General features: G+C 68.6%; 19 protein-coding genes. 2 read left to right on the top strand and 17 right to left on the bottom strand.

Annotated features, from left to right (window positions below):
- Positions 1-4: 4 nt before the first annotated feature.
- The 17 genes from ACIQ09_RS06765 to ACIQ09_RS06685 form a co-directional block, all read right to left on the bottom strand.
- The gene (locus ACIQ09_RS06765; RefSeq protein WP_398307507.1) at positions 5-511 is read right to left on the bottom strand and encodes a type IV pilin protein; all 507 of its coding nucleotides are present in this window, start codon (positions 509-511) and stop codon (positions 5-7) included.
- A gap of 138 nt (positions 512-649) precedes the next feature.
- On the bottom strand, positions 650-1,768 hold the full coding sequence (locus ACIQ09_RS06760; RefSeq protein WP_398307505.1) for a type II secretion system F family protein: 1,119 nt from the start codon (positions 1,766-1,768) through the stop codon (positions 650-652).
- 2 nt (positions 1,769-1,770) lie between these two features.
- Positions 1,771-3,741, bottom strand: a complete 1,971-nt coding sequence (locus ACIQ09_RS06755) for an ATPase, T2SS/T4P/T4SS family (RefSeq protein WP_398307503.1) — start codon at positions 3,739-3,741, stop codon at positions 1,771-1,773.
- A gap of 73 nt (positions 3,742-3,814) precedes the next feature.
- Complete coding sequence (locus ACIQ09_RS06750) at positions 3,815-5,317, bottom strand: HD-GYP domain-containing protein (protein ID WP_398307501.1); 1,503 nt, start codon at positions 5,315-5,317, stop codon at positions 3,815-3,817.
- Positions 5,310-5,690: a response regulator gene (locus tag ACIQ09_RS06745; protein ID WP_398307499.1), complete on the bottom strand. Its 381-nt coding sequence runs from the start codon at positions 5,688-5,690 to the stop codon at positions 5,310-5,312. Before ACIQ09_RS06745 ends, ACIQ09_RS06750 begins: the two co-directional genes overlap by 8 nt.
- Positions 5,687-7,513 (bottom strand): ATP-binding protein, encoded by a 1,827-nt coding sequence (locus ACIQ09_RS06740; protein ID WP_398307497.1) that lies wholly within the window; start codon positions 7,511-7,513, stop codon positions 5,687-5,689. Before ACIQ09_RS06740 ends, ACIQ09_RS06745 begins: the two co-directional genes overlap by 4 nt.
- Positions 7,514-7,568: 55 nt before the next feature.
- On the bottom strand, positions 7,569-8,666 hold the full coding sequence (locus ACIQ09_RS06735; RefSeq protein ID WP_398307495.1) for a M48 family metallopeptidase: 1,098 nt from the start codon (positions 8,664-8,666) through the stop codon (positions 7,569-7,571).
- Positions 8,663-9,463: a TIGR00266 family protein gene (locus ACIQ09_RS06730; protein ID WP_398307493.1), complete on the bottom strand. Its 801-nt coding sequence runs from the start codon at positions 9,461-9,463 to the stop codon at positions 8,663-8,665. The genes ACIQ09_RS06735 and ACIQ09_RS06730 overlap by 4 nt, the downstream gene beginning before the upstream one ends.
- Before the next feature lie 101 nt (positions 9,464-9,564).
- Entirely contained in the window at positions 9,565-10,578 is a 1,014-nt protein-coding gene (locus ACIQ09_RS06725; protein ID WP_398307491.1) for an HD-GYP domain-containing protein, read from the bottom strand.
- The gene (locus ACIQ09_RS06720) at positions 10,575-14,255 is read right to left on the bottom strand and encodes a PAS domain S-box protein (protein ID WP_398307489.1); all 3,681 of its coding nucleotides are present in this window, start codon (positions 14,253-14,255) and stop codon (positions 10,575-10,577) included. Before ACIQ09_RS06720 ends, ACIQ09_RS06725 begins: the two co-directional genes overlap by 4 nt.
- Before the next feature lie 104 nt (positions 14,256-14,359).
- Positions 14,360-15,736 carry a sensor histidine kinase gene (locus ACIQ09_RS06715; RefSeq protein WP_398307487.1) on the bottom strand — a complete coding sequence of 459 codons (1,377 nt, stop codon included), beginning with the start codon at positions 15,734-15,736 and terminating at the stop codon, positions 14,360-14,362.
- A 15-nt stretch (positions 15,737-15,751) separates the two neighbouring features.
- On the bottom strand, positions 15,752-16,441 hold the full coding sequence (locus ACIQ09_RS06710; protein ID WP_398307485.1) for a response regulator: 690 nt from the start codon (positions 16,439-16,441) through the stop codon (positions 15,752-15,754).
- A 34-nt stretch (positions 16,442-16,475) separates the two neighbouring features.
- Positions 16,476-19,580 (bottom strand): efflux RND transporter permease subunit, encoded by a 3,105-nt coding sequence (locus tag ACIQ09_RS06705; RefSeq protein WP_398307483.1) that lies wholly within the window; start codon positions 19,578-19,580, stop codon positions 16,476-16,478.
- 9 nt (positions 19,581-19,589) lie between these two features.
- Positions 19,590-20,744: an efflux RND transporter periplasmic adaptor subunit gene (locus tag ACIQ09_RS06700; protein WP_398307481.1), complete on the bottom strand. Its 1,155-nt coding sequence runs from the start codon at positions 20,742-20,744 to the stop codon at positions 19,590-19,592.
- On the bottom strand, positions 20,741-21,976 hold the full coding sequence (locus ACIQ09_RS06695) for a TolC family protein (protein ID WP_398307479.1): 1,236 nt from the start codon (positions 21,974-21,976) through the stop codon (positions 20,741-20,743). Before ACIQ09_RS06695 ends, ACIQ09_RS06700 begins: the two co-directional genes overlap by 4 nt.
- A gap of 96 nt (positions 21,977-22,072) precedes the next feature.
- A complete protein-coding gene (locus ACIQ09_RS06690; RefSeq protein ID WP_398307477.1) occupies positions 22,073-22,564 on the bottom strand; it encodes a GTP-binding protein in 492 nt (163 codons plus the stop codon).
- Between the two features lie 15 nt (positions 22,565-22,579).
- The gene (locus tag ACIQ09_RS06685) at positions 22,580-23,794 is read right to left on the bottom strand and encodes a hypothetical protein (RefSeq protein ID WP_398307475.1); all 1,215 of its coding nucleotides are present in this window, start codon (positions 23,792-23,794) and stop codon (positions 22,580-22,582) included.
- 435 nt (positions 23,795-24,229) lie between these two features.
- Between ACIQ09_RS06685 and groES the strand changes: the two genes are divergently transcribed.
- Positions 24,230-24,520 (top strand): co-chaperone GroES, encoded by a 291-nt coding sequence (groES, locus tag ACIQ09_RS06680; protein WP_299867388.1) that lies wholly within the window; start codon positions 24,230-24,232, stop codon positions 24,518-24,520.
- Between the two features lie 69 nt (positions 24,521-24,589).
- Positions 24,590-24,799: TCP-1/cpn60 chaperonin family protein (locus ACIQ09_RS06675; protein WP_398307473.1), on the top strand; the 210-nt coding region annotated here is incomplete at its 3' end.

The raw sequence follows: 24,799 nt of genomic DNA, 5'->3' as shown, positions 1-24,799 counted from the left end.
AGGCTTAGCGGGTTTCGTAGGCGGTAATGTTGGTGATCAGCTGGCCGGTCTTGTTGTCGAACTTCCAGCCACCGGTGGAGCCAGTGGCAGTCATGCCGAGGGTGCCGGCGGTGACGATCTCGACGGTGGAGACGTTGTTGATCGGCTCGGCCGGCAGGGTGGCCTTTTTGAGGTAGGGGCCGTATTTATAGACAACCGTTTTCGTGGTGCTGACCACGCCAGCGGCGCTGGTGTAGTTGGCGAGCTGGGCGGTGAAGGTGGCTCCGGTATCGGCCGCATAGGAACCGCCGCCGGTCACGGCGCTGGGGTAGTGGCCGTGTTGCTGGTAGTACAGCTCGATGGCCGTACGCAGGTTGTTGAGGCTGGCGTCCAGGGCGGCGACCTTGCTGTCGTCGGTAGAAGCCGAGAACTGGGGAATCGCGATGGCGGCGAGGACGCCAAGGATCACTACGACGATCAGCAATTCCACTAGGGTAAAACCGGCGTGGAGGCGGGGGCGGCGAATCATCATTACTGACTCCGGTGAGTGACTGGGCTGAAAGAGGCGTTCCGTGGACTAACAGGGGTACGTTTACCTGTTACGACGGTAAGGCCCGAAAGTTGAGAGTCTAATTGTTAAATCCGGTGATCCCGAAGGGCATATTTATCGCTAATGCACCGCTGCAGAGAGCTTGAAAATCGGCAGGATCAGGGCGCTGACGATCATCGCCACGAGAGCCCCCATCAGCAGCAGCATGGCCGGCTCGACGATCTTGGCCAGGGTGGACAGGCGATGTTCGAGCTTGCGCTGGTAGTGCTCCGAAAGGCGCTCCAGCACCTTGGCCAGATGCCCGGTGCGTTCGCCGGTGGCGAGCATCTCCTGGGCCAGGGGGGGAATGAAGTCGAGTTCGGTGAGGGCGGCGGAAAGGCCGCGGCCCTCCTCGACGCTGACCCGCATGCGCTGCATGGCCACGCGCAGGGCGGCGGTGGAGGCGACCTCTTCTGCTGCCGTCAGGGCCTTGAGCAGGGGCACGCCGTGCTTCAGGGACAGGGCCAGGATGCGGAACACCCGCACCATGTGGATGCCCATCAGGGTCGGGCCGATGCCGGGCAGGGCCATCATGCCGCGCTCCAGGGCGGCGCGGGGGGCAGGGCTGGCGAACAGGCGCTTGCCGGCCAGCAGCGCCGCGGCCAGGCCGGCCAGCACCAGGCTGCCGTACTGGCGCAGGAAGTCGCTGAGGGCCATCAGGATCAGGGTGGTGAAGGGCAGGCGGTCGTGGATGGAGTCGAAGAGGTCGGCAAAGCGTGGAAACACCCACAGCAGGATGAAGCACACCACGACGAGGGAGAGGCTCAGCAGCACGGCCGGGTAGGTGAGGGCGGACACCAGGGCGACGCGCAGGTTCTGGGCCTTCTCGTCGAGATCCTTGAGCTGTTCGAGGATCTGGGGCAGGAAGCCACCTTCCTCGGCTGCCGCCACCAGGTGGGTGTAGGTGGCGGGGAACATGGCCGGTTGGCGTGCCAGGGCTCGGGATAGGGGCTTGCCGTCGAGGATGTCGGCATGCAGCTCGCCGAGCACCTGGCGCACCGCCGGCTTGCGCGCCTGGCGCTGCAGCTCGTGGATAGCGGTGTGCAGAGGCACGCTGGCTTCGAGGAGCAGGGCCAGCTGTTCGGTGAAGGCGATGCGGTCGGCCACCCCGACACGCTGGGGCAGCAGGCTGAAGGCGCTGTGTGCCGCTGGGGCTCCGGGTGTGGCGGGGCTGGCGGCGGAGCCGAGTTCGATGGCCATGTTCAGCCTCCCTGGTCCTGCAGTACCACCCGGGAGATCTCCTCCAGGGTAGTGTGGCCGCCCAGCACCCGCTCCAGCCCATCGTCGAAGAGCCCGGGCCAGGGGCCGCGGCGCACGTGCTCGCGCAGGTTTTCGTAGCTGGCGTCGGCGACGATGAGGCTTTGCAGGGGGCGGTCGATGTCGATGAGTTCGTGGATGGCGACGCGGCCTTTGTAACCGCTGTCGTAGCAGTTGCGGCAGCCGCGCCCGCGGGCCAGCATGACCTGACCACGGCTCTGCCATTCGAAGCGCTCCACCAGCTCGGGCGGCGCGATGTAGGTGCTGCGGCATTCGGGGCAGATGCGGCGCACCAGGCGCTGGGCCATCACGCCGATCAGGGCTGAGGACAGCAGGTAGGGCTCGACGCCCATGTCCACCAGGCGGGCGACGGCGCCGATGGCGTCGTTGGTGTGCAGGGTGGACAGCACCAGGTGGCCGGTGAGGGCGGCCTGCACCGCGATCTCGGCGGTCTGGCGGTCGCGGATCTCGCCCACCATGATGATGTCCGGATCCTGGCGCAGCACGTGGCGCAGGATGCGCGGGAAAGTCAGGCCGACGGCTTCGTTTACCTGGTTCGGGTTGATGATGTCGAGCTGGTACTCCACCGGGTCTTCGATGGTGACGATGTTCTTCTCGATGCTGCGCAGGTGGTCGATGGCGCCGTAGAGGGTGGTGGTCTTGCCGCTGCCGGTGGGGCCGGTGACCAGCAGCAGGCCGTGGCTGCGCGACAGCAGGCGCCGGAAGCGGCCGAGGTTGCCTTCAGCCAGGCCCAGGCGGTGCAGGTCGAGGACGGTGCTGCCCTTGTCGAGCACCCGCAGTACCACCTTTTCGCCGTAGATGCCGGGCAGGGAGGAAAAACGCAGGTCCACGGTGCGCCCCTGGGTGGAGACCTGAATGCGTCCGTCCTGGGGCAAGCGGCGTTCGGCGATGTCCAGGTTGGCCATCACCTTGAGGCGCGAGATGAGGGCCGGAAACAGATCCGGCCGCGGGTTCATGACCTCGTAGAGCACTCCGTCGATGCGGAAGCGCACGCGGGCCTTGGCGCGGAAGAGTTCCAGGTGGATGTCGCTGGCGTTGTCGTGGATGGCGCGCTGGATGATGGAGTTGACCAGGTTGATCACCGGGCTGCCTGCGGCCAGCTCGTCAATGGTGTTGGCGTCGCCCCCCTGGCTGCCGTTGTCGATCAACTCCAGGTCCATGGCCTTGCCGTCGATCAGGTCGGGGTCGTAGGCAGAGCCGGAGTAGGCCTCGAAGAGCGATTTCTGGATGGCGTCGGCGGCGGCCAGCACCCAGCGCAGGCGACAGCCGCTGGCCCGCTCGATTTCGTCGGCCACCGGCATCGACTGGGGGTCGGTGGTGGCCAGGGTGAGCTCGTTGCCGACCCGGAACATGGGCAGCACGCCCAGGCGGCGGGCCATGTCCTGGGGCAGGGCTTCGGCGATGCTGGGGTCGAAGAGGCCCGGGCGCATGGGCAGGTAGGGCACGTCGAGCTGGGTGGACAGCGCCTGCAGCAGCTCGTGCTCGGGTACCCAGCCCTTCTCGATGAGGATGCGCCCGATGCGCAGGCCGAGCTGGCGCTGCAGGCGGGCGGCTTCGGCGAGCTGCTCGGGGGTGGTCAGCCCCCGTTCGATCAGGATGTCGCCGAGCCGCCGGCCGTTGGCGGAAGGTGCCGCTGCGGCATGGCTGGAGCCGGGGATGCCGCTGTCGAAGACTTCCAGGCGGCGGTCGAGACCGGTGGCCAGCAGGATGTCGCCGATCAGGGCATTGGGGGCGTTGAGGCGCAGCCAGCCGCCCAGCCCGGCCAGACGGGCGCTGCAGGCGAGGAGCTGGGCCAGGGCCTGGCTGGACAGCAGGGTGACCTTGCCCAGGTCGAGGACCACCCGCAGTTCGTGGCTGGCGATGCAGGCCTCGATGGCTGTGCCCAGACCACCCACCGCGTCGCCATCGTGCAGCGCGCCTTCCGGGGCCAGGTAGCTGAGGGTGCCCGCGCGGGTGCGGACGATGTCCTTACTGATCGTCCCACTCCCGTCGTACGCCCAGCCGCACCAGCAGGGCCGGGTCTTCGTCGCAGATACGCAGGAAGACGTCGAGCAGTTCGGAGTCGAGCTGGGTGCCGCTGACCCGGGTCATCTCCTTGACGGCCGCCTCGTGGGTGCTGCCGGCCCGGTAGGCACGGGAGCTGGTGATGCTGTCATAGGTGTCGGCTACGGCGATGATGCGCGCCAGCAGCGGGATGTTGGTGCCGCGCAGGCCATGGGGGTAACCGGTTCCGTCGAACTTCTCCTGGTGATGGCGGGCCCCGTCGATGGCACCTTTCAGGCGGTCCACGTGGCGCAGGATCTCGTAGGAGCGCTCGGGGTGCACCTTGATGAAGGTGTATTCGTCGGAGGTCAGGCGGCCGGGCTTGCACAGCACCGCGTCGGGGATGCCGATCTTGCCCACGTCGTGGAGCAGGGAGCCCCAGTGCAGGTTCTCCATCTCCTCACTGCGCAGGCGCAGGCCCTGGCCGAGCCGCATGGATAGCAGGTGCACCCGCTCGGAGTGGCCGCGGGTGTAGGGATCCTTGGCTTCGACCGCTTCGATCAGGGCCGCCGCCATCTGCTCGGTGAAGCGCCGCATCTCGGCAAACATGCCCTGCATGTGCATCACGTTGGCGATCTGGTGGGCCATCACCTCACCCAGGCGGCGGTCACTGTTGGAAAAATCGGGCTTGTCGTCGTGGTTGAGCAGCACCAGCATGGCCGGCATGTCAATGCCCTGGAATACCGGGCAGGCCAGCACCTTGTAGGGCATGTCGGTGAAGATGTAGGCCCGGCGCGGGTCCTGGAGTCCGTTGATGACGACAGTGGCGCGGCTGGACGAGACAAAGCGGAACAGGTCGCCGCGCATCTCCACCAGCACCAGGTCCAGGTTGTGGATGGGTTTGCTGAGGTTGGTGGCGGAGATGGTGAGGTTGTCGGCCGGGCGCACAAAGCAGGCCACGTCGGCATTGAGCTGCTCGGCACAGCTTTGCAGCAGGTCTTGCAGCACCTCGGTGCCCAGGTCCTGGTTGGCCAGGTGGCGGTCGATCTCGTAGACCAGGTGCAGCTCTTCGTAGCGCTCGGCCAGCTCGCCAGCCAGCAGGTCCATTTCGGCGTTGAGATGGGTGCTGTCCTCGAGGGCAGCGGCCACATCGTCCATGGCGTCGGCGAGGGCATCGAGTTCGATGTCGCTGGGGGCTGCGTCGGCGCGGGCCATGGCCAGCAGCCAGCCGTCGCCCGCGGCCTCCGGCAGGGTGACGGCACGGGTGAAGAGGTCGCCCGCGGAAGTGCCCTGCCGCTGCATGCCCGGTGTCTGTGCCAGGGGCTTGGCGGGAAGGCCGGCGAGGGCCTCGGCAATGGGGCCGTCGGCCGTGTCGGGCCACAGCAGGCCGCCGTCTCCGGCGCCGATGCCGACCGTGAAGGACTGACCGGCACTGTGCTGCAGCCAGCGCCCGTAGCGGGCCAGCCCGCGGGTTTGGGCTTCAGACATGCTTCTTCTCCTGGCTGAGCATCTGGGTGAGTAGGGAGGCGACCCGGCGCGGGCTGACCGGTTTTTCGAGGAACTCGATACCGCCCAGGGCCCGGGCCCAGTCGCGTTGGTCACGGGCGGTCATGGAGGTCATCACCAGGATGGGAAAGGGGCGGGACGGGTAGCGGGTGTGAAGCTCGTGACAGAGCGCTTCACCGCCCATGCCGGGCATCTGGATGTCGGTGATCATCACGTCCGGAGGATTGATGTCGATGGCCCGCAGGGCTTCAGCCCCGTCGTGGGCGACCTCGACGGCCCAGCCTTCCTTGGCCAGGCTGACGCGCAGAACGCGGGCTACGTGGGGTTCGTCGTCAACGACTAGCAGGCGTTTCATGCGGCTCTCAGGAGAACATGGGGTTTGCGGAAACTGAGGGTCACCCGGGTGCCCTGGTTGGGCTGGCTGACCACGCCGATCTGGCCCTGGTGCATCTCGACGATTTGGCGGGCCAGATACAGGCCCAGGCCGTGACCGCCGCGGGACACGGCCTCCCGGTCGGCGGAGCGGTAGAATTTTTCGAAGATCCGGTCGAGGTCTTCGGCCGGGATGCCGATGCCGGTGTCCTGTACTGAAATCAGGATGCGCTCGTCACTCTCCTCGGCGCACAGGATGATCTCGCCGCCGGTCTTGTTGTATTTGGCTGCGTTGGTGAGCAGGTTGTTGAGGGCAATGCGCAGCAGATCCTTGTCCAGCTCCACCGGCGGCAGGTCGGTGGGCACGTCCACCCGCAGCTGCAGGCCCTGGGTGTGGCCGCCGTGGGAGAGGTGGTCCATGCAGTCATTCAGCAGGTCGCCCAGGCGCACCCACTGGCGGTCGATGACGATGCTGCCGGCCTCGATGCGGGAGATGTTGAGCAGGTTGTTGATCAGGGTGGCGGCCCGTTCGACCTCGTCGCAGATCGTGTTGACCGCCTCGACGCGGGTCTCGGTGGCCAGCTCCGGTTCGTCCCGCAGCAGCTCGCCATAGAGGCTGATGTTGGCCAGGGGCGTCTTCAGTTCGTGGGCGACGTGGGCGATGAACTCATCGCGGGCGCGGGCGGCGAGCAACTGGTCGGTGGTTTCGCGCAGCACCAGCAGGGTGCCGAGGCGCCGTGTGGCGTCGCGGGGGGCGAACAGGGGCAGGGCCCACACGCTTACCCGCCGGTTTTCATCGGCGCCCGGGTGGTAGCTGGCCGTGTGATTGGAAGGGCCGGCGTGGCTGCTCACCAGGGGTGCCAGCACGCTCAGGATGCTCGGGTCGATGGTCCAGTGGGCGGGCTCCTTCTGCAGCAGGCCGGCCGGGTCGGTGCCCAGCAGAGGGCCGACCTTGGCGTTGGCAAAGACCGCCAGCCCGCCTTCGTCGAGAACGAGCACGCCCTCGGGCAGGGTCTCCAGGGCGCTCTCGACCTTCTCCTTTTTGTAGCCCAGCAGCTTGACCGAGGTCTCGGAGTCGTTGCGGGTGGCTTCGAGTTCGTGGATGCGCTGTTCGGCAGCGTCCAGGAAGCGGGCAAAGCGGCTGACCACGTCGCGGGCGGAGGCGTCGTCGCCCGGAGTATTGGTCGTCAGGGTTTCCATGCGTGCGCTGAGGGCCTGCAGGGGGCGCAGCTGGCTGCGCAGCAGAAAGAAGAACAGAGGGACGAGCAGCAGCACGGGCAGCGCCAAGCCGGCCAGGAAGGGGAGTTGGCTGGCATTGAAACCCAGGCTGGGGGCCCGGAAGGCGATGCGCACGAAGCCCTCCAGGTGGCCGTCGCGGAGCAGGGGGCCGTGGAACTCCATCAGTTCGAGCCCCGCCACGCCGCTGTCGAGGGGCCCATGACCGAACCATTCGGCGGGGCGATCGGCGGCCAGGGGCTGCACGGCGGGGGTCAGGCCGGGGGCGGTGACTTCGGATAGGGGGCGGCCCTGAACATCGGTGACCTGCCCGAAGGCCAGATCGGCACTTCCGTGGGCGCGCAGCACGGCGGCCAGCGGGTCGGGGCGTCCGGGCGAGGGCGTCAGGCCATCCAGGGGGATGGCGGTGAGGGCCTTGACCAGCCGGGTACCCTGTTCCAGCTGTTCCCGGCCGTGCTGTTCGACCTGCTGGCGCACGGCCAGAAAGGCCACCAGCAGGGCTGCAACAAGACAGGCGCTCAGAACAAAGAGACCGGCACGGTCGGTGGAACTGGAGTGGGGAGGGGTCACAGGGGGACGTCCGGGCTTATTCCTGTTCTGGATAACGGATGTCGGACGTCATTCTTTAGTCGCCCGGCCCGGTCCGCCCTGGCTGGCGCCTGATCGGCGCCCAGTCGATCGTCAGGGGCTGTACGGCCCGGATGGGGGCGGCAGCGATGGCGGCCTCCAGCCAGGCGCTGCGTTCGGCGCTGGCCGGGTGGGTGGACAGCAGGGCCGGCAGGTGCTTTTCGCTGCTGTCCTGGCGGGCCAGGGTGCGGAAGAAATCGAGCAGGCCGCGGGGGTCGATGTGCGCCTCTGCCAGGCGCTGCAGGCCGTGCCGGTCGGCCTCCCGCTCGGCGTCCCGGGAGAACTTGAGTTCGCCCAGCTGGGCGGCCCAGCCGCCGAGGGCCGCGTAGTCGCCGAACAGCGCCGCAACCACGACCCGCAGCCCGGCACCGCGGACGATCTGGCGCAGGCTGTGGCGCAGCTCCACGTGGGCGATCTCGTGGGCCAGCACGCCGGCCACTTCTTCTGCCGAGCCGGCCTGCTGCATCAGGGCGGTATGGACCACCACCACGCCGCCCGGCGCGGCGAAGGCGTTGATGTCGGGGCGTTCGGCGAGGTGGAACTGGAGCTTCTCGCCGGGGCGGGCCAGGCGCCGGCCGATGGCCTGCAGGGCGTCGAAGGCAGGGCCGCTTTCGATCATCGGCCCGTCCAGGCGCGTGCGGGCCAGCACGGCCTCACCGATGTGCTGTTCCACGCTGGCTGGCACATGGGCGACAACCCGGTCGGCGAGCGGATCGAGGGCCAGCAGCGCACCCCCGAGCAGCAGCAGGGGCAGCAGCACGAGCACGATCAGGCCGAGGCGGAACAGCCGGTTGCCGTGCCGCTTGTGATGCTCGCCGCTCTGGAACAGGGCCGGCATGACGGCACGTAGGGGCGCCACCACGCTGTCGTCCACGATCAGCAGGTGGCTGGCATCCCCTTCGGCCCAGCTCAGGGCCCACTGGCTGTGGTTGAAGCCGCGGGCCTCGACGCGCAGGCGGGCGGCGGAGACCTGTAGGGCCGGGGAGTCTTCCGGCATGACCTGCAGGCTTGTGCCCTGCCACGCCAGCAGGGCCGGATGGCCGTGGGCATCCCCGCCTGCCGGGTAGAAGCGGGCCGGGACGGGGGCGTCGCTCACTCGTCGTCGCCGAGCAGGGAGCCCAGGCCGATGCCGCCGAGTACCGAGCCGCCTTCCTTGCCACCGCCGCCGGCTGCGCGGGATGCCATCACGATGCGGTCGGCCAGGCGCGACAGTGGTAGGGACTGCAGCCACACCTTGCCCGGGCCGCTGAGGGTGGCGAAGAACAGGCCTTCACCGCCGAACAGGGCCGTTTTGATCTTGCCGGCGTACTGGATGTCGAAATCGACGCTGGGCTGGAAGGCCACCACGCAGCCGGTGTCCACGCGAAGGGTTTCTCCCGGGGCGAGGGTCTTTTCCATCAGGGTGCCGCCGGCGTGGATGAAGGCCATGCCGTCGCCGTCGAGCTTCTGCATGATGAAGCCTTCGCCGCCAAACAGGCCGACGCCGATCTTCTTCTGGAAGGCGATGCCCAGGGACACGCCCTTGGCGGCAGCCAGGAAGGAGTCCTTCTGGCAGATCAGGGTGCCGCCCAGCTTCGACAGATCCACCGGCACGATCTTGCCCGGGTAGGGGGCGGCGAAGGCGACCCGGCGCTTGCCGCTGCCCTCGTTGTGATAGACGGTGGTGAACAGGCTCTCGCCGGTCAGCAGGCGCTTGCCGGCCCCCATCAGCTTGCCGAAGAAGCCGCCCTGCTGGGCCGAGCCATCCCCGAAGATGGTGTCCATCTGGATGCCGTCCTGCATGTACATCATCACCCCGGCTTCGCCGATGGCGGCTTCGCCCGGGTCGAGCTCCACCTCCACGTACTGCATTTCATTGCCGAAAATCTCGTAATCAACGACGTCCATCGCCATATCGGTCTCCCTTTCAATTGCAATTGGTTGGTGCGTGCAGCCTGCAGCCTGCTGCCCGCAGACAGGCTGCCACAAGAAAGTTGCCCGGGTAAGTGGCAGGTTCAGGCGGTGGCCGTGGTGCCGGTCGGCGCTTCCCCGAACTGTTCCTTGATCGCGCAGATGGCGGGCAGGCTGCTGACGAAGGCATCCACCAGGACGGGGTCGAAATGGCGGCCCTTCTCTTCCACGAGCAGGCTCAGCGCCTTGTCCACCGGCCAGGCACTCTTGTAGGGGCGGACGCTGGTCAGGGCGTCGAAGACGTCGGCCACGGCAACGATGCGCGCTTCGATGGGGATGTCCTCCCCCCTGAGGCCCTGGGGGTAGCCGCTGCCGTCCCATTTTTCGTGATGGGACAGGGCAATGCGCGCGGCCATCTGGAGCAGGGGAGAGTCGTGGTCGCCGATGATTTCCTGGCCGATGCGCGGGTGCTGGCGCATCACCTCCCACTCTTCGGGGGTCAGGGCGCCGGGCTTGCGCAGGATCATATCGGGAATGCCCAGCTTGCCTACGTCGTGCATCGGCGCGGCGTGGAGGATGTCATCGGCGACCTTGTCGCCCAGGCCCGCGGCGCGGGCCAGGATGGCGGAGTAATGACTCATGCGCAGCACATGCAGCCCGGTCTCGTTGTCCTTGTACTCGGCGGCGCGACCCAGGCGCTGGATGATCTGCAGGCGGCTCTCGTACAGCTCGTCCACCCGGACGAGGGACAAGTGGGTGCGGATCCGCGCCTTGACGATGGGGGCGCTGACCGGCTTGGCGATGTAGTCCACTGCGCCGGCCTCGAAGCCCGTCGCTTCGTCCTGGGGGTCGGCCAGGGCGGTGACGAAGATGACCGGTGTGCGGGCCGTGGCCGGATTGGCCTTGAGTTGGCGGCAGACGTCGAGCCCCGTCATACCGGGCATCATCACATCGAGCAGGATCAGGTTGGGGCGTTCGTCGGCAGCCAGTTGCAGGGCTTTCTCCCCATCCCGGGCAAACAGCAGGCGGTAGTCGTCCTGGAGAATGTGGCGCAGAACCTGGAGGTTGGCCGGCTCGTCATCCACGAGCAGCAGCCGCTGGCGGCGATCTTGGGTCATGGCAGGGTGTCCGGTTGGGCGGGGGGGAGGTGGAGGCGCAGGCTGGCCAGCTCGGTGCAGGCCCGGTCGAAGTCGAAGTCGTCCAGCGCGCTCTGGAGACGGACGGTGAGGGGGGCGGGCAGGTTGGCGACAAGCTCGGCAAGGGCCTGGTCGTCCAGTTCGCCGTGACCCAGGCGGGCCTCCATCCGGTTCAGCAGGCTCGCGAGCAGCCCAGGGTCGATCCGGGCGTAGGCGGTGTCGGATGGCGTGCTGGCGGGCAGGGCGGCCCAGGCCTCGTCAAGGGCGCGGCGGATCCGGGATACAAGCCGGGCACCTTCCTCGGCAACGCCTCCGGGGGCGGCGCACCAGGCCTCCAGGGCGCGGGCAGACGCCGTCAGTGTCGGCAGGGACAGGTTGGCGGCGGCACCCGCGATGCGGTGGGCGATGGCACGCAGGGCAGCCCGGTCGTGAGTCGAGGAGAGCCCGGTGAGCAGCTCTGCACGGCTGCCCAGAAACTGACGCATGGCCGCCTCCAGGGCATCCCGGCTGCCCCAGCGGGCAATCCCCGCCGCCCAGTCGATGGCGCCGGCTGCAGGCATGCCGACAGGCAGGGGGATGGCCCTGGCGGGCAGGGGCTCGATGCCGCAGACCCGGGCAATCTCGGCCTTCAGCCGGGGCAGCTCGATCGGTTTCACCGCAAAGCCGTTCATGCCGGCAGCGAGGGCGGCGATGCGGTCTTCCTCGAGAACGCTGGCGGTCAGGGCGATGATTGGCGTGGGTGAGCGGTTCTCCAGGCTTTCCTGCTGGCGGATGACCCGGGCGGCGGTCAGCCCGTCCATGCTGGGCATGTGCACGTCCATCAGGATTACGTCGAAGCCCTGGTTGCCAAAGCAGGCCACGGCCTCCATACCGTCACCGGCGATGACGATCCGGTGGCCCTCGCGCCCCAGCAGCAGGTGCAGCAGTTCGCTGTTCTGGGCGACGTCATCGGCAACCAGGATGGACAGGGGCGGTAAGCCTTGTTCAGCCTGATCCGGAAGCGCCTGGGCCTTGCCGGGGGCCAGAGGAAGTACGACGTGGAAGTGACTGCCGACGCCGACCTGGCTTTCGACCCGAATATGCCCGCCCATCAACTCGACCAGCTGCCGGGAGATGGTGGTGCCCAGGCCGGTGCCACCGAATCGCCGCGAGGTGCTCGCGTCAGCCTGGGCGAAGGGGGCAAAGATGCTGTCCAGACGGTCGGTCGGGATGCCGATGCCGGTATCCGAGATGCAGAAGTGGATGTGTTCCCCCTCCCGGGTCACCTGGAGATCGACCTGTCCGTGCTCGGTGAACTTGATCGCGTTGCCCAGGAGGTTGAGCAGGACCTGCTGGATGCGCAGGGCGTCGCCGACGAAGTGTTCGGGCAGGGTGTCCGCGTAGTCCAGGTGTAGCGCCAACCCCTTGCGGGTGGCCCCCAGGCCGAGGGAGGCCAGGGTCTGCTCGCACACGGCGCGCAGGGAGAAGTCGGCCTGCTCCAGCTCCATGGCGCCCTTGTCCAGCTTGGCCGTATCCAGGATGTTGTTGAGCAGGCCCAGCAGGGACCGGGCCGAGGCCCGCACCGTGCCCAGGTGGCGGCGTTGGGCGTCGTCGAGGGGGGTGTCCATGAGCAACTCGGTGAAGCCCAGGATCGCGTTCATCGGCGTGCGGATCTCGTGGCTCATGTTGGCGAGGAAGGCGGCGCGGGCGGCGGCGGCGTGTTCGGCCCGTTCCTTGGCCTCCACCAGGGCCAGCTCCATGGCCCGGCGTTCGGTCATGTCCTGGGCCAGCATGGTGACCTTGCAGATCTCGCCATTGGCGTCGAACACCGGGTTGTAGGTGGCGTGCATCCACACGCAGCGGCCATCCTTGCCCAGGCGCAGCACATCGCTGGTGACGAACTGCCCTTTGCGCAGACCCTCATCGATCTTGCGGCGATAGGCATCGCTGGCAAGCTCTGCGGGGGGGCACAGCATGTCGTGGGGCTGGCCGCAGAGGTCGTCCAGGGTATAGCCGGTGAGTTCGAGGAAGGGCGCATTGGCGGTGATGATGCGGCCGCTGGTGTCGATTTCGAGCACGGCCAGGGCGCGGCTGACCGCGTTGGCCAGCCCTTCGAATTCGGCGGCGCGGCGCCTGGGCTCGGTGATGTCCATCAAGACACCGTCAATCCACTCCAGCTGGCCATTGGTATCCCGTTTGCCGCTGCCGGTTTCGGATACCCAGATCTCTCCCCGGTGCCGGGTGCGCAGGCGATACTCGATCATGTAGGGCTGGTCTTCGGCCAGGGCCTTGCTGACAGCCTCCGCGACGACCACGTTGTCGTCCGGGTGGATTAGCTGAGCGAAGGTGACCCGGCCGGCAACAAAGTCCGTGGCGCGCCAGCCGGTGACCCGCTCGACCGCGTCGCTGACGAACAGGATGCTCCAGTGCTCGTCCATGCAGGAGCGGAAGCACACGCCGGGCATGTTGTCGATGAGGCTACGCAGCTGCTGCTCCCGCTCACGCAGGGCGTTTTCCATGCGTTGTCGCTCGCTCATGTCGGAGACGAAGCCGACGAACAAGTCTTCCCCGGGGATGGGGACGCGGCCGATGGACAGGCGCATGGGCAGGGGCCGGCCATCCTTGCGTACCGCGGTCACGTCGCGACCGGTGCCGATGATCCGGGTTTCGCCGGTCTGCAGGTGGCGGGCCAGGTAGCCGTCGTGACGGGAACGGTCGGGCTCCGGCATCAGGATGTTGACGTTCTGCCCGATGACCTCGCCGGCCTGCCAGCCAAACAGGCGCTCGGCGGCCAGGTTGAAGGACAGGATGCGGCCCTTCCCGTCGATGGTGATGATCCCTTCGACGGCGGTGTCCACCATGGCCCGCAGGCGCGACTCACCCCGCAGCAGGCGCTGGTAGAGGTAGTGGTAGCGCAGGAAGCCGTTGGCGGCGGCCACCACCATGCTCATGATCACGGTGACGGCGGCCACCCCCAGGGCCAGGCGGGTGTTGTTGTCGCCGCTGCCCACGCAGTCGGGGTCGGGCAGGCCGGTGAAGCGGGCGGCGGCCATGGCCACGTAGTGCATGCCGGCAATCGCCAGGCCCATCACCACGCCACCCGCCAGCACCCCCGGCATGCCGCCTAAGCGCGGGTTGCGCGCCAGCCCGAAGCGGATCCACAGGGCCAGGACGGCGAGCACCACGGCGACGAGTATCGAGGCGAGGAACCAGCCGGGGTGGTAACGCAGCTGGGCGTTCATCTCCATGGCCGCCATGCCCAGGTAGTGCATGGTGCCGATGCCAGCGCCGACCAGGGTGCCGCCGAGGGCGAGTTGCCATGGCCGGATTTCATCCCGGGCCAGCAGGGACAGGGCCACCCACGAGGCCAGCATCGCCGGGGCCATGGAAAGCAGGGTCAGGGTGGGGGCGTAGCGGATCTCGTCACACAGGGAGAAGGCCTGCATGCCGATGAAGTGCATTGCCCAGGTGGCCGTACCCAGGGCCAGTGCGCCGCTCACCAGGGCGACCTGACGGTTGGTGGTGCCGGCCGCTGCCCGTGCCATGCCGGCGAGCTGCAGGCCCATGGCCGAGCCGAGCACGGCGATCAGCAGGGAGAGGGCAACCAGCGTCGGGTGGTAGTTGCCCTGGAGCAGCAGCGTCGGATCACCGTCGCGCAGGAAGAAGGAATCAAGCCACACGGTTCGAGGTCAGTGGTCAGATGCAGAGCGCCGCTACGGCGGAGGTCTGGCTATTGACGGTCGGCGGCGGTCGTACTTGAGCCCGAAATGGGCTTGAACAGCGCTTATGGCTTGGGGGCTGCGCGTGGCAGGCTGACCCTCAGCAGGGCGCCCTTGCCACTGACCGGGGTGAGGATGTCGACCCGGCCGCCGAAGCCCCGCGCGATCTCCCGCACGATCGGCAGCCCCAGGCCGCCCCCCGGGCTGCTGGCGGCGGGAAGGCGGAAGAAGCGCTCGAAGACCCGCTCGCGGAACTCGGGGGGGATGCCAGGCCCCGTATCCTCCACCTCGACGAAGGCCTTTCCGCCGATCTCGCCGCAACGCAGGGTCACCTCACCGGGGGGCGGGGTGTAGATGAGGGCGTTGTTGACCAGGTTGGTGATCATCTCGCCCAGTAGCAAGCGGTCACCCTTGACGTGACAGGCCTGCAGCTCGAAGCCCAGATCGAGCCCCTTGTTTTCGGCTAGACGGATCCATTCCGGGCTGCGGTCGCGGACCAGCTCGGGGAGGTCGATATGCTCGGCCAGGTCCGTCTGGCGGCCGCCCGGCTCGGCGGCCAGCAGCACCAGCATCTGGTTGATCAGGTGGCCGAGGCGCTCGAGCGCACCGATGCACTGGCGGGTCCGGCTGTCGCGTTCGGCGGCATCGGCTTCCTGGGGCAGCAGCTCGAGCTGGGTGCGGATGCCGGCCAGGGGGGTGCGAAGCTGGTGGGCGGCGTTGGCGACGAAGCGCTGCTGGGCGTTGGCAGCCTGCTCCAGGCGGTCCAGCAGCAGGTTGAATTCGGCCACCAGCGGGCGGATCTCGCCGGGGGCCGAGGCGGCGTCGAGGGGTTTGAGGGCGCCGTGTTGCATGCCCTGAAGGGCCCGGCGGATGTCCTCCACCGGCAGCAGGGCGTGGCGTACGCCGAACCAGATGGTGAAGCCGGCGGCGGCGGCGAAGAAGATCAGCGGCAGGAACAGGGCGAAGGCCAGATCCACCCGCAGCTGGTCGCGCTTGCGGGTGGTTTCGGCGGTGACGAAGACAAAGGGTTCGCCGGAGACCTGGCGATGGACGGCGATCACGCGGATGGGGTGGCCGCGGAAGTGGGAGTAGAAGCTGACCCGGTCGGCGTGGGCATCTTCGCCGTCGGGCGACTCGTGGGGCAGGCCGGCGTCACCGGCCACGAAGCGCCCGTTGGGCCCCAGGACCAGGTAGTAGATGTCGTCCACCCGATCGGCGCGCAGCACCTGCTCGGCGGCGGCCGGGAAGACGAAGCGTGGCTCTCCGTCCACCACTTCCAGGTGGGGCACCAGGGCCAGGCTGGCGTCGGCCAGGGCCCGGTCGAGGGCCTCCATGGCAGGTTGGTGGACCAAGTGGAAGGCCAGCGGCAGAAAGGTGACGACGGCCAGCCCGGCCGGCACCAGCAGCCACTGCAACAGGGCCTTGCGCAGGCTCCGGGTCACCGGGCCGGCTCCGGCTCAGGGCGTGGTTTTGGGGGCATGGGGCGAGTCTTCGAGCATGTAGCCCAGTCCGCGCACGGTACGGATGCGCAGGCCGGCGGGCTCGAGCTTGGTGCGCAGGCGCGAGACATACACCTCCACGGCGTTCTCGCTCATGTCCCGGTCCCAGGTGCAGACGGCGGCGACGATGCGTTCCTTGCTGAGCACGCGCCCCGGATTGTCGAGGAGGAACAGCAGGATCGCCCATTCGCGCTGGGGCAGGTCCAGGGGCTGGTTGCCGAGCCAGGCCCGGTGGGCTTCTTCATCCAGGGACAGGGGGCCGTATTCGCGGCGCACGCTGCCCTGGCCGCGGCTGCGGCGGATCAGGGCGTGGATGCGGGCCAGCAGCTCCACCGAGGCGAAGGGCTTGGTGAGGTAGTCGTCGGCCCCCAGGTTGAGGCCGCGGACCCGCTCGTTGAGGGCGTCGCGGGCGGTGAGCATGAGGACGTGGATGGGGTTGTGGCGGGCACGCAGGCGGGTCAGCAGCTCCAGCCCGTCCATGCCCGGCAGGCCGATGTCGAGCACCATCAGGTCGAACTTTTCGGCAGCCAGTGCCGCTTCGGCCAGCTCGGCGCTGCCCACATAATCGGCGGTGAAGCCCGCTCCGCGAAGGAGCTGGGCAAGGCCGTCGGCGAGCAGGGGGTCGTCTTCGACGATAAGGGTACGCATGTTGGGACCTGTGGAGGGCGCTGCCGGGCCGCCGTCAGCGGGCCGTATCTGCCGCGATGGTGTTGCGGCTGCCGCCGAAGCTCAGCAGGACGGGCAGCAGCAGCAGGGTGAAGATTGTCGCACTGATGATGCCGCCGACGATCACCACGGCGAAGGGGCGCTGGGTTTCCGAGCCGATGCCATGGGACAGGGCGGCGGGGAGCAGGCCAAGGCCGGCCATCAGAGCGGTCATCACGATGGGGCGCAGGCGCAGCATGGCCCCGTCGAGGATCGCTTCGGAGCGGGGGGCGCCGCGGCGGGCGATCTCCATCACCTGCTCGACCATGATCACCCCGTTTTGCACCGAGATGCCGGCCACGGCAATGAAGCCCACCGCCGCAGACACCGACAGGTGCAGCCCGGCGATGCCCAGGCCGGCGAAGCCGCCGATCAGGGTGAAGGGCACCATGGCCAGCACCAGCAGGGCCGGGCGGATGTCGCGGAAGGCCCAGAACAGAAGGGAGAAAATCAGCCCCAGGGTGATAGGGACGATGAGCTTGAGGCGGCCGATGGCGCGTTGCTGGTTCTCGAACTGGCCCCCCCAGCGCATGGAGTAGCCCGCCGGCAAGCTGACTTCGGCGGCGACCTTGCGCTGGGCTTCGGCCACGAAGCTGCCCTGATCGCGGCCGCGCAGGTTGGCCTTGACGATCACCGCCCGGCTGCCGGCTTCGCGCTGGATGCGCGAGGCGCCCTGGCGCAGCTCCACGTCGGCGAGATCGCCGAGGGGGATGCTGCCCTTGCCGTCGGGCAGGGCCACCGGCAGGTTGGCGATGTCGTCCACCTGGTCGCGGAAGTCGGGGCCGAAGCGCAGGGTCACGTCGTAGCGACGCTCGCCTTCAAAGTAGGCATTCACTGCCAGGCCGCCGAGGGCGGTCTGGACCATGGCGTTCACGTCGGTGACCCGGATGCCGTAGCGGGCCAGGGCCTCCCGGCGCAGGCGGATGTCCACCTCGCTCTGCCCGCCCACCGGCAGGGCGGCCACGTCGGCCGAGCCCTGGATGCGGTTGAGCACCCCGGCGATCTCGCGGCCCTTGGTCTCCAGCACCTCCAGGTCGGGCCCGAAGACCTTCACCGCGATCTCGCCCTTGGCGCCGGACAGGGACTCCTCGACGCTGTCCTGGATCACCTGGGAGAAATTGGTGGGCAAGCCGGGGATGGCCGACAGCCGGCCCGACATGCTGTCCACCAGGGCGTCCTTGGTGGCAAAGCGCCAGCGGTCGTGGGGCTGCAGGTCGATCAGGATCTCGATGTTGTTGGGGCCCTTGGGGTCGGTGCCGTCGTCGGGGCGGCCCACGTGAGTCATCACCGCCTTGACCTCCGGGTAGTCCGACAGCACTGCCCGCACCTTGCGCTCCACTTCCTTGGTGTTGGACAGGGCCGATGACTGGGGCAGGCTGATGGTCAGCCAGATGTTGCCTTCGTCGAGCTTGGGCAGGAACTCGGAGCCCAGCAGCGGCGCCAGGGCCAGGGCCGCGGCCAGACACAGGCCCGAGGCGGCGATGGTGGCGCGGCGGCGGCCCTGCAGGCGGATCAGCAGGTTGCGGTAGCCCTCCTGGAGGCGGTGCAGCCAGGGGCTCTCCTTCTCCGCCATGTCCTTGCCCATGGCGTAGGAGAGTCGGGTCGGCACCAGGGTCAGGGTCAGGATCAGGCCGCCGAGCAGGGCGAAAGACAGGGTTAGGGCCACCGGCGTGAAGATGCGCCCCTCGACCCGCTGGAAGGTGAAGATGGGCAGGAAGGCGACGATGATGATGGCCTTCGAGAACATGATCGGCGAGCCCAGCTCGACGCAGGTCTGCTTGAGGGCATGCATGCGCCGGCCGATGGGCGAGGTGATGCCGTGGTGCTCCAGGTGCGCGTCGGCCGCCAGGCGCACCATCAGCGCCTCCACCATCACCACCGCGCTGTCGATGATGACCCCGAAGTCCACCGCCCCGAGGGAGATCAGGTTGGCCGACACCCCCATGGCGTGCATCAGGATGAAGGCGAACATCAGCGACAGGGGGATCACCGCGGCGACGATGACGGCGGCGCGCAGGCTGCGCAGGAAGACCAGCAGGATGGCGGTGACCAGCACCGCGCCGACCAGCAGGTTCTCGCCCACGGTGGCCACGGTGTGGCCGATCAGCTCGGTGCGCTGGTAAATGGGGTGTACCCGGTAGCCTTCCGGCAGGCGGGCATTGACCTCCTCCACCCGCTCGTGGAGGGCGCCGACCACCTTGGCCGCGTTGCCGCCCTTGGTCATCTGGACGATGCCTTCGATCACGTCGTCCCGGTCGTTGAAGGCGACGATGCCGTTGCGTGGGCGGGCGCCATTGAGCACCTCGGCCACGTCGCCGATGCGCACCGGCTTGCCGGCGTGGGCCACCACCACCACGTCGCGCACGTCGTCCAGGCTGTTGAACAGGCCCAGGGTGCGCACCACCAGCGCTTCGTCGCCCCGCCGCAGCAGGCCGCCGCTGCCGTTGCCGCTGGCCTTGCCGAGGGCCTGGGTGACGTCGTCGAGGCTGACCTGGTACTTGCGCAGCAGGTCGGGGTCGATGCGCACCTGCAGCTCGCGGATGGCACCGCCGAAGCTCACCACGTCGGCGATGCCAGGCACCATGCGCAGGGCCGGCCGGACCGTCCAGTCCTGCACGGCGCGGACCTCCTCAAGGGGGACGCCGGGGGGGCTTTCCAGCACGTAGCGGTAGATCTCGCCCACCGCGGTGGTCAATGGCGCCAGCCCGGGCTGGGCGCCGTCGGGCAGGTTCACCGTCTGCAGGCGCTCCAGCACCTGCTGGCGGGCGAAGTAGTCGGCCGTCTTCTCGTTGAAGGTGAGGGTGACCACCGACAGCCCGGTGATGGACACCGAGCGCAACTGGGTCAGGCCGGGCACGCCGCTCATCTCCCGCTCGATGGGCAGGGTGATGGCGCGCTCCACTTCCTCGGGGGCCTGGCCGGGGGCCTGGGTGACCACCAGGACCTGGACATCCTGGACGTCGGGGAAGGCTTCGATGGAAATCTGCTGGAAGGCGTAGAGGCCATAGCCGAGCAGGGTCAGTGCGGCGATGATGACGAAGGCGCGCTGGCGCAGGACGGCGGTGATGAGGGTGTCGAACATGCCGGGGCCTCAGCGCGAACTGCCGGCCAGCTCGGCGTTCAGGAGCAGCGCGCCGGCGCTGACCACCTTCTCGCCGGGCTTGAGGCCGGTCCAGACATAGGCGTCGCGGCGGGTCTGCACGGCCAGGGTGACCTCCCGCTTCTCGAACACGCCAGGGTCGCGCTCGACGAAGACGAAGTTCTTCACCCCCTCCACCAGCAGGGCACCAATGGCCACCCGGGGCAGCTCCTCCCGGCTGTCGGCCAGCAGGGCGACCTTGGCGTACATCTCGGGCTTCAGCAGGCCTTCCTTGTTGTCTACGGCGACCCGCGCCTGGACGCGCCGGGTTTGCGGGTCGAGGGTCGGGGCCACGCGCACCACCTTGCCCTCGAAACTGCGGTGGGGATAGGCCGAGACTTCGATGCGCGCGGCCTTGCCCACGGTGACCAGGGGCAGGTCACGTTCGGGGACGTCTACCAGCACCGACAGGCGGGCCATGTCGGTGACGACGAACAGGGCTTCGTCGGCGTCGCTGCGCACCTCCATGCCCGGGTTGATGTGGCGGGTGGCGACAATGCCGGAGATCGGCGCGCGCAGGGCGTAGCGCTCGCTGCCCGGGGTGAGGCTGCCGCCCGGGGCCAGGTTGGCCAGGCGCAGACGGGCCCGCTCGGCTTCGGCGTTGGCCTGCTGCCAGTCGGCCTGGGCCGCCTCCAGCTCGCGGCGGGGCAGGACTTCGGCGTCTACAAGGCTGCGGGTGCGGTCAACAGCCGCCTTCTTCTGGGCGGCGCCGGCCCTGGCCTTGGCCAGGTCGGCGGCGGCGCTGCCCAGTTCCGGGGCGTCGAGAACGGCCAGCACGTCGCCGGCCTTCACGGTGTCGCCGGTGCTGGCGCGGATCTCCACGACCCGCCCGGCGATGGGGGCGTACAGGCGCGAGGTGGCGTTCTCGTCGTAGGCGACGCGGGCGGCGAGGGGTTCGTCCATGGGCACCGGGGCCAGCTCGGCCCTTTCGATCCGCAGCTGGGCCAGTTGGGGTGCCGCCGTGGGGAAGCGCAGCACGCCGGGTTCGGCGGAGGGCTTCTGGACGACCGGCTCGGTGACCGGCTCGTGGGTCGGGGCCCGCAGGTACAGGGTGCCGCCGGCAATGGTCGCCACGGCGAGGAGGAGGGCGATGAGCTTGGGTTTCATGGGGCAGATCCGGCCAGGCGCTGCATCAGGGCGGCGCGGGAGAGGTCGGCGCGGGCCTGGATCGCTTCGATGCGGGCCGCGCGCAGGTTGCGTTGGGTGTCGAGGTAGTCGGTGAGACCCATGCCACCCTTCTGGATGGCGATGTCGGCGCCCCGCCCGGCCCGTTCGGCGGCGGGCAGCACCACGTTGCGGATGCGCTCGAGGCGCGCAGCCCGGGCGGCGTATTCGGCGCGCAGGCGGGCCTGTTCGCTGCTGGCGTAGGCCTGGGTGGCGGCCAGTTGCTGTTCGGCGGCGGTGTGCTCGGCTTCGCTGCGGGCGATGTCGCCCCGGTAGTCGTTACCCAGGAAGAGGGGGATGCTGACGCTAATGCCGTAGGTGTTGCGGGCGTCGGGTGGGAAGTGCTCGTACTGCACGCCGACGGAGACATCACGGGTGCGCTGGGCGCGGGCGATGTCGCGCTGGGCGTCGGCCTGGGCCAGGCGTTGGCGGGCGGCCAGCAGATCGGGACGTTCGCCGTCCACGGCCGAGGGGAGGGCGGTGTCGGGCCATTCGGTGCTGGCCTCCAGGGTGTCGGGGGCGACACGGTTGCCTAGCAGCAGGGCCAGCTCGAGGCGGGCGCGGTCACGCTCCAGGTCGGCCTGCAGGGCGTCATTGGCCACCCGGGCAGCGTCGGCGGCGAAGCGCGCCACGTCCACGCCGGCCAGATCGCCGGCCTTGCCGCGGATCTCGGCCGCCTCGGCGGCGCGGGCGGCGAGGCGGGCGTTCTCGGCGGCGATCTGGCGGATCTCCTGGGCGGCCCGCAGGTTCAGCCAGGCATTGGCGAGGGCCATGCGGGCCAGGCGGATGGTGTTGTCCAGGTCGGCGCCGGTGGCGGCCAGATTGCGGTCGGCGGCGCGCAGGCGCAGTTCGCGCTTGTCGCCCAGTTCGAGGGTCTGGTCCACCCGCAGCACGCTGTCCATGGGGCGATCCCAGTAGCCGCCGGCGCTGTTACGGGCCGGGTTGATGCTGGTGACGGAGGCGCTGAGGGTGGGGTTCGGGCGCGCTCCGGCCATGTCGATACCGGCCCGGGCGCCTGCCAGCGCAGCCCGGGCCTGGAGGATGGCGGGGTTGGCTTCGAGGAGCAGGGCGTCGGCCCCGGAGAGACTCAGGGGCGGGAGCGTTTCCACGGCCAGCACAAGACAGGAAACCGGCAGCAGACAGCTGGCCAGGAGCAGTTTGAGGGGAGTGCGCATGCCGTGCGGGCCCGATTGAACAGGCCTGCAGTCTAGGCAGCCTTCCTGTCGGTGGCCTGAATCGTGGCTTGCACCAAGCTTGCAGGCGGGCCGGGTTCAGGCCTGGGGCACGGGGTCGAGCACGCTGAGGGCTGCCTCAATGAGCAGGCAGACGTCACGCTTGCTGCGCGGGTCCACGGCAAAGACCGGGACGCAGCCGAAGCCGGCGAGCTGGAGTTCGGCCTGGTAGTCGCCCAGGCGCAGACCTCCACCCAGGTCGCAGTGGGTGATGCCCACGGCGACGGCACTGCTGCGAATGAAGTGGCTGAAGGCGCCGAGGTGGAAGTGCAACTGCCCGAGGGCGTCGGGTTGGCTGTTGTCGATGAGCAGGATCAGGGCGATGGCCCCTTCGGTGAGCTGCTCCCACATGAAGTCGAAGCGCGCCTGGCCGGGCGTGCCATAGAGATGGAGGGTGTTGCCGTTGTCCAGTGTGATGGTGCCGTGGTCGACGGCTGCGTTGTCGAGGAGGGCAATGTCACTGGCCGCGGAGATGGCTGTGGTCTTCCCTGCCCCGGGTGGGCCGCCAAAGAGGATCTTGGAGTGGCTCATCGCCGCGCTCCGTGGTCAGTCCGGGGCGATGTCGTCCGGACGGGGGCCGAGGAGCTTGCCGAGCAGGCGCTTGAAGCGCCCGCGCGGGGGCTGGACCATGGGGCCGTCGGAGGGCAGGGTGAGGAGGGGGCCTGGGGGGCGCGGGGCGGCGGCCGTGGGTGGGGTGACGGTCGGCTCCACGTGCCCCAGGGCCGAGCAGGCGCTGTAGAACGCGAAGACGTAGCGCTGGGGGATGCCCAGGGCATGCGCCGTGTCGCGCAGGCTCAGGCTGCTGCGGGACCACAGGCCGGCGATGCGCATGGCCTCGGGAGGCACGGCGAGGCGGGTCAGGTTGGGCCAGCTCTTGAGGCGGATGGGGTGGTCCACGTTGGTGCCTTGGGGCAGGCGCCCGCGGGAGGCCCATAGGGCTAGGTCCCATTCGAGCCCTTCCAGCGTGCGGGGGCCGGCGCCTTGCGGGAAGGCTGCATCCGGCGCCTGGCGGGCCATGTGCAGGGTGCCGCGGGTCGGCAGCTGGGCCAGGGCGCGCAGGGCGTTGGGGCTGCGGGCCGTCCATGCCTGGCCTTTGCGCGGATCGAGCACGAGGGCTGTGCCGCTGGCGTCGTCGATGCGAACCGGGCGGCCGATCTCCCGGGCGTGGCTGATGGCACGTGCCACCAGGCCCTGCAGGAAATGCTCCGGAGCGTAATAGATGCCGGCCCGCGCCACCGGATCGTCCAGGTCGGCGTCGGGCAGGGAGCCGACGTGAAGCGTCGCCATGCGTGCATCGATTCGGCGCAGCAGGCTGACCGGATCGGGTGCCGGGCTGCGCAGGGCTTCGAAGGCGCTCTCGTCGGGAATGGTGTCTACAGGGCCGCCACGCTCGTCGGCGGCATCTGGCAGCCCGAGGCTGTCGGCGAGGTCGGCCACGGGCAGCAGGCCCCGGACTTTGTCCAGGGCCGCCGAGAAGGCGGCGAGGCCGACCGGCTTGGTGACTTCAACGGTCAGCGGGTCGGGCTGCCGGCCCGGGGCCTGGGAGGTGACGATCAGGGGGCGGGTAGGGTAGAGCATGCGATGCCCGGCCAGCAGATAGGGGCCGAGATCGTTGTCCACGTCGATGAAGGCCACGTCGGCGGCGTCTTCCGAAGCGATCCGGCAGGCGCCAGGGCCCACCCGCGAGAGGAAGATCTCGAAGGCGTACAGGGCCCGGTTGTCCATGCCGGAGTGACACAGGCGGAGCGTGGTGGCTGTCATGACGGACGTTCTCCTCGGGTGGAGTGGGCGGCGCGGCGTAGTGCCCGGCCTGGCCCAGACGGTGTGTGCGATCCGCATTGCCATGACGAGCCCGTAGGGCCTGCGGGCGTCCTGCATTGCAGTCTGTCGGTGCCTATTTTATGCCGTACGTTCCGAGAGTGGGTGTTGATTTAGATATTTTTGGTGTTTGTACGGTTTTTGACAAAACGTGCGATGGGTGTCGGAGGGTGAGTCCGGGTGGGCTCAGGTCCTGGGAGGCACAAAAAGAATCCTCTTGGGCGCACTTGAAAAGCGCCAAGGTCGCCCCTATTATTAGCACTCGTTGGCGGTGAGTGCTAACAAGCCCCCGTCACCAGAAGCCAGCATGGTGTTGGCCAACGTATTTACTTAGTCGGGCAAATTTGCCCGGTGTTGAACCGAGTAGGAGACCACTACATGAAAATCCGTCCTTTGCATGATCGCGTGATCGTCAAGCGCGTTGAAGCCGAGCGCACCACCTCCAGCGGTATCGTCATCCCCGACTCCGCCGGTGAAAAGCCGGATCAGGGCGAAATCCTGGCTGTCGGCCACGGCAAGATCCTCGAGAACGGTGAAGTCCGCAAGATGGATGTGAAGGTGGGCGACCGCGTTCTGTTCGGCAAGTACGCCGGCCAGACCGTCAAGGTCGATGGCCAGGAACTGCTGGTCATGCGCGAAGAAGACATCATGGGCGTGGTCGAGGCCTGAGCCTCCCGCATCCGCTGCAAGCAGGCCGGCGCACTGTCGGCCCGAACCCCCAGAATTCAGGAGTACTAAATGGCTGCTAAAGAAGTAAAGTTTGGCGATTCCGCCCGTGCCCGCATGGTTGAAGGCATCAACGTCCTGGCCGATGCCGTCAAGGTGACCCTGGGCCCCAAGGGCCGCAACGTGGTGCTCGAGCGCTCCTTCGGCGCCCCCACCGTGACCAAGGACGGTGTGTCCGTGGCCAAGGAAATCGAGCTGAAGGACAAGTTCGCCAACATGGGC

Origin of the sequence: Zoogloea sp., from assembly GCF_044344315.1 — a bacterium.
In the GTDB taxonomy this organism is placed as follows: domain Bacteria; phylum Pseudomonadota; class Gammaproteobacteria; order Burkholderiales; family Rhodocyclaceae; genus Zoogloea.
The sequence above is the reverse complement of the archived record's forward strand: the minus strand, read 5'-3'. Positions and strand labels throughout refer to the sequence as shown.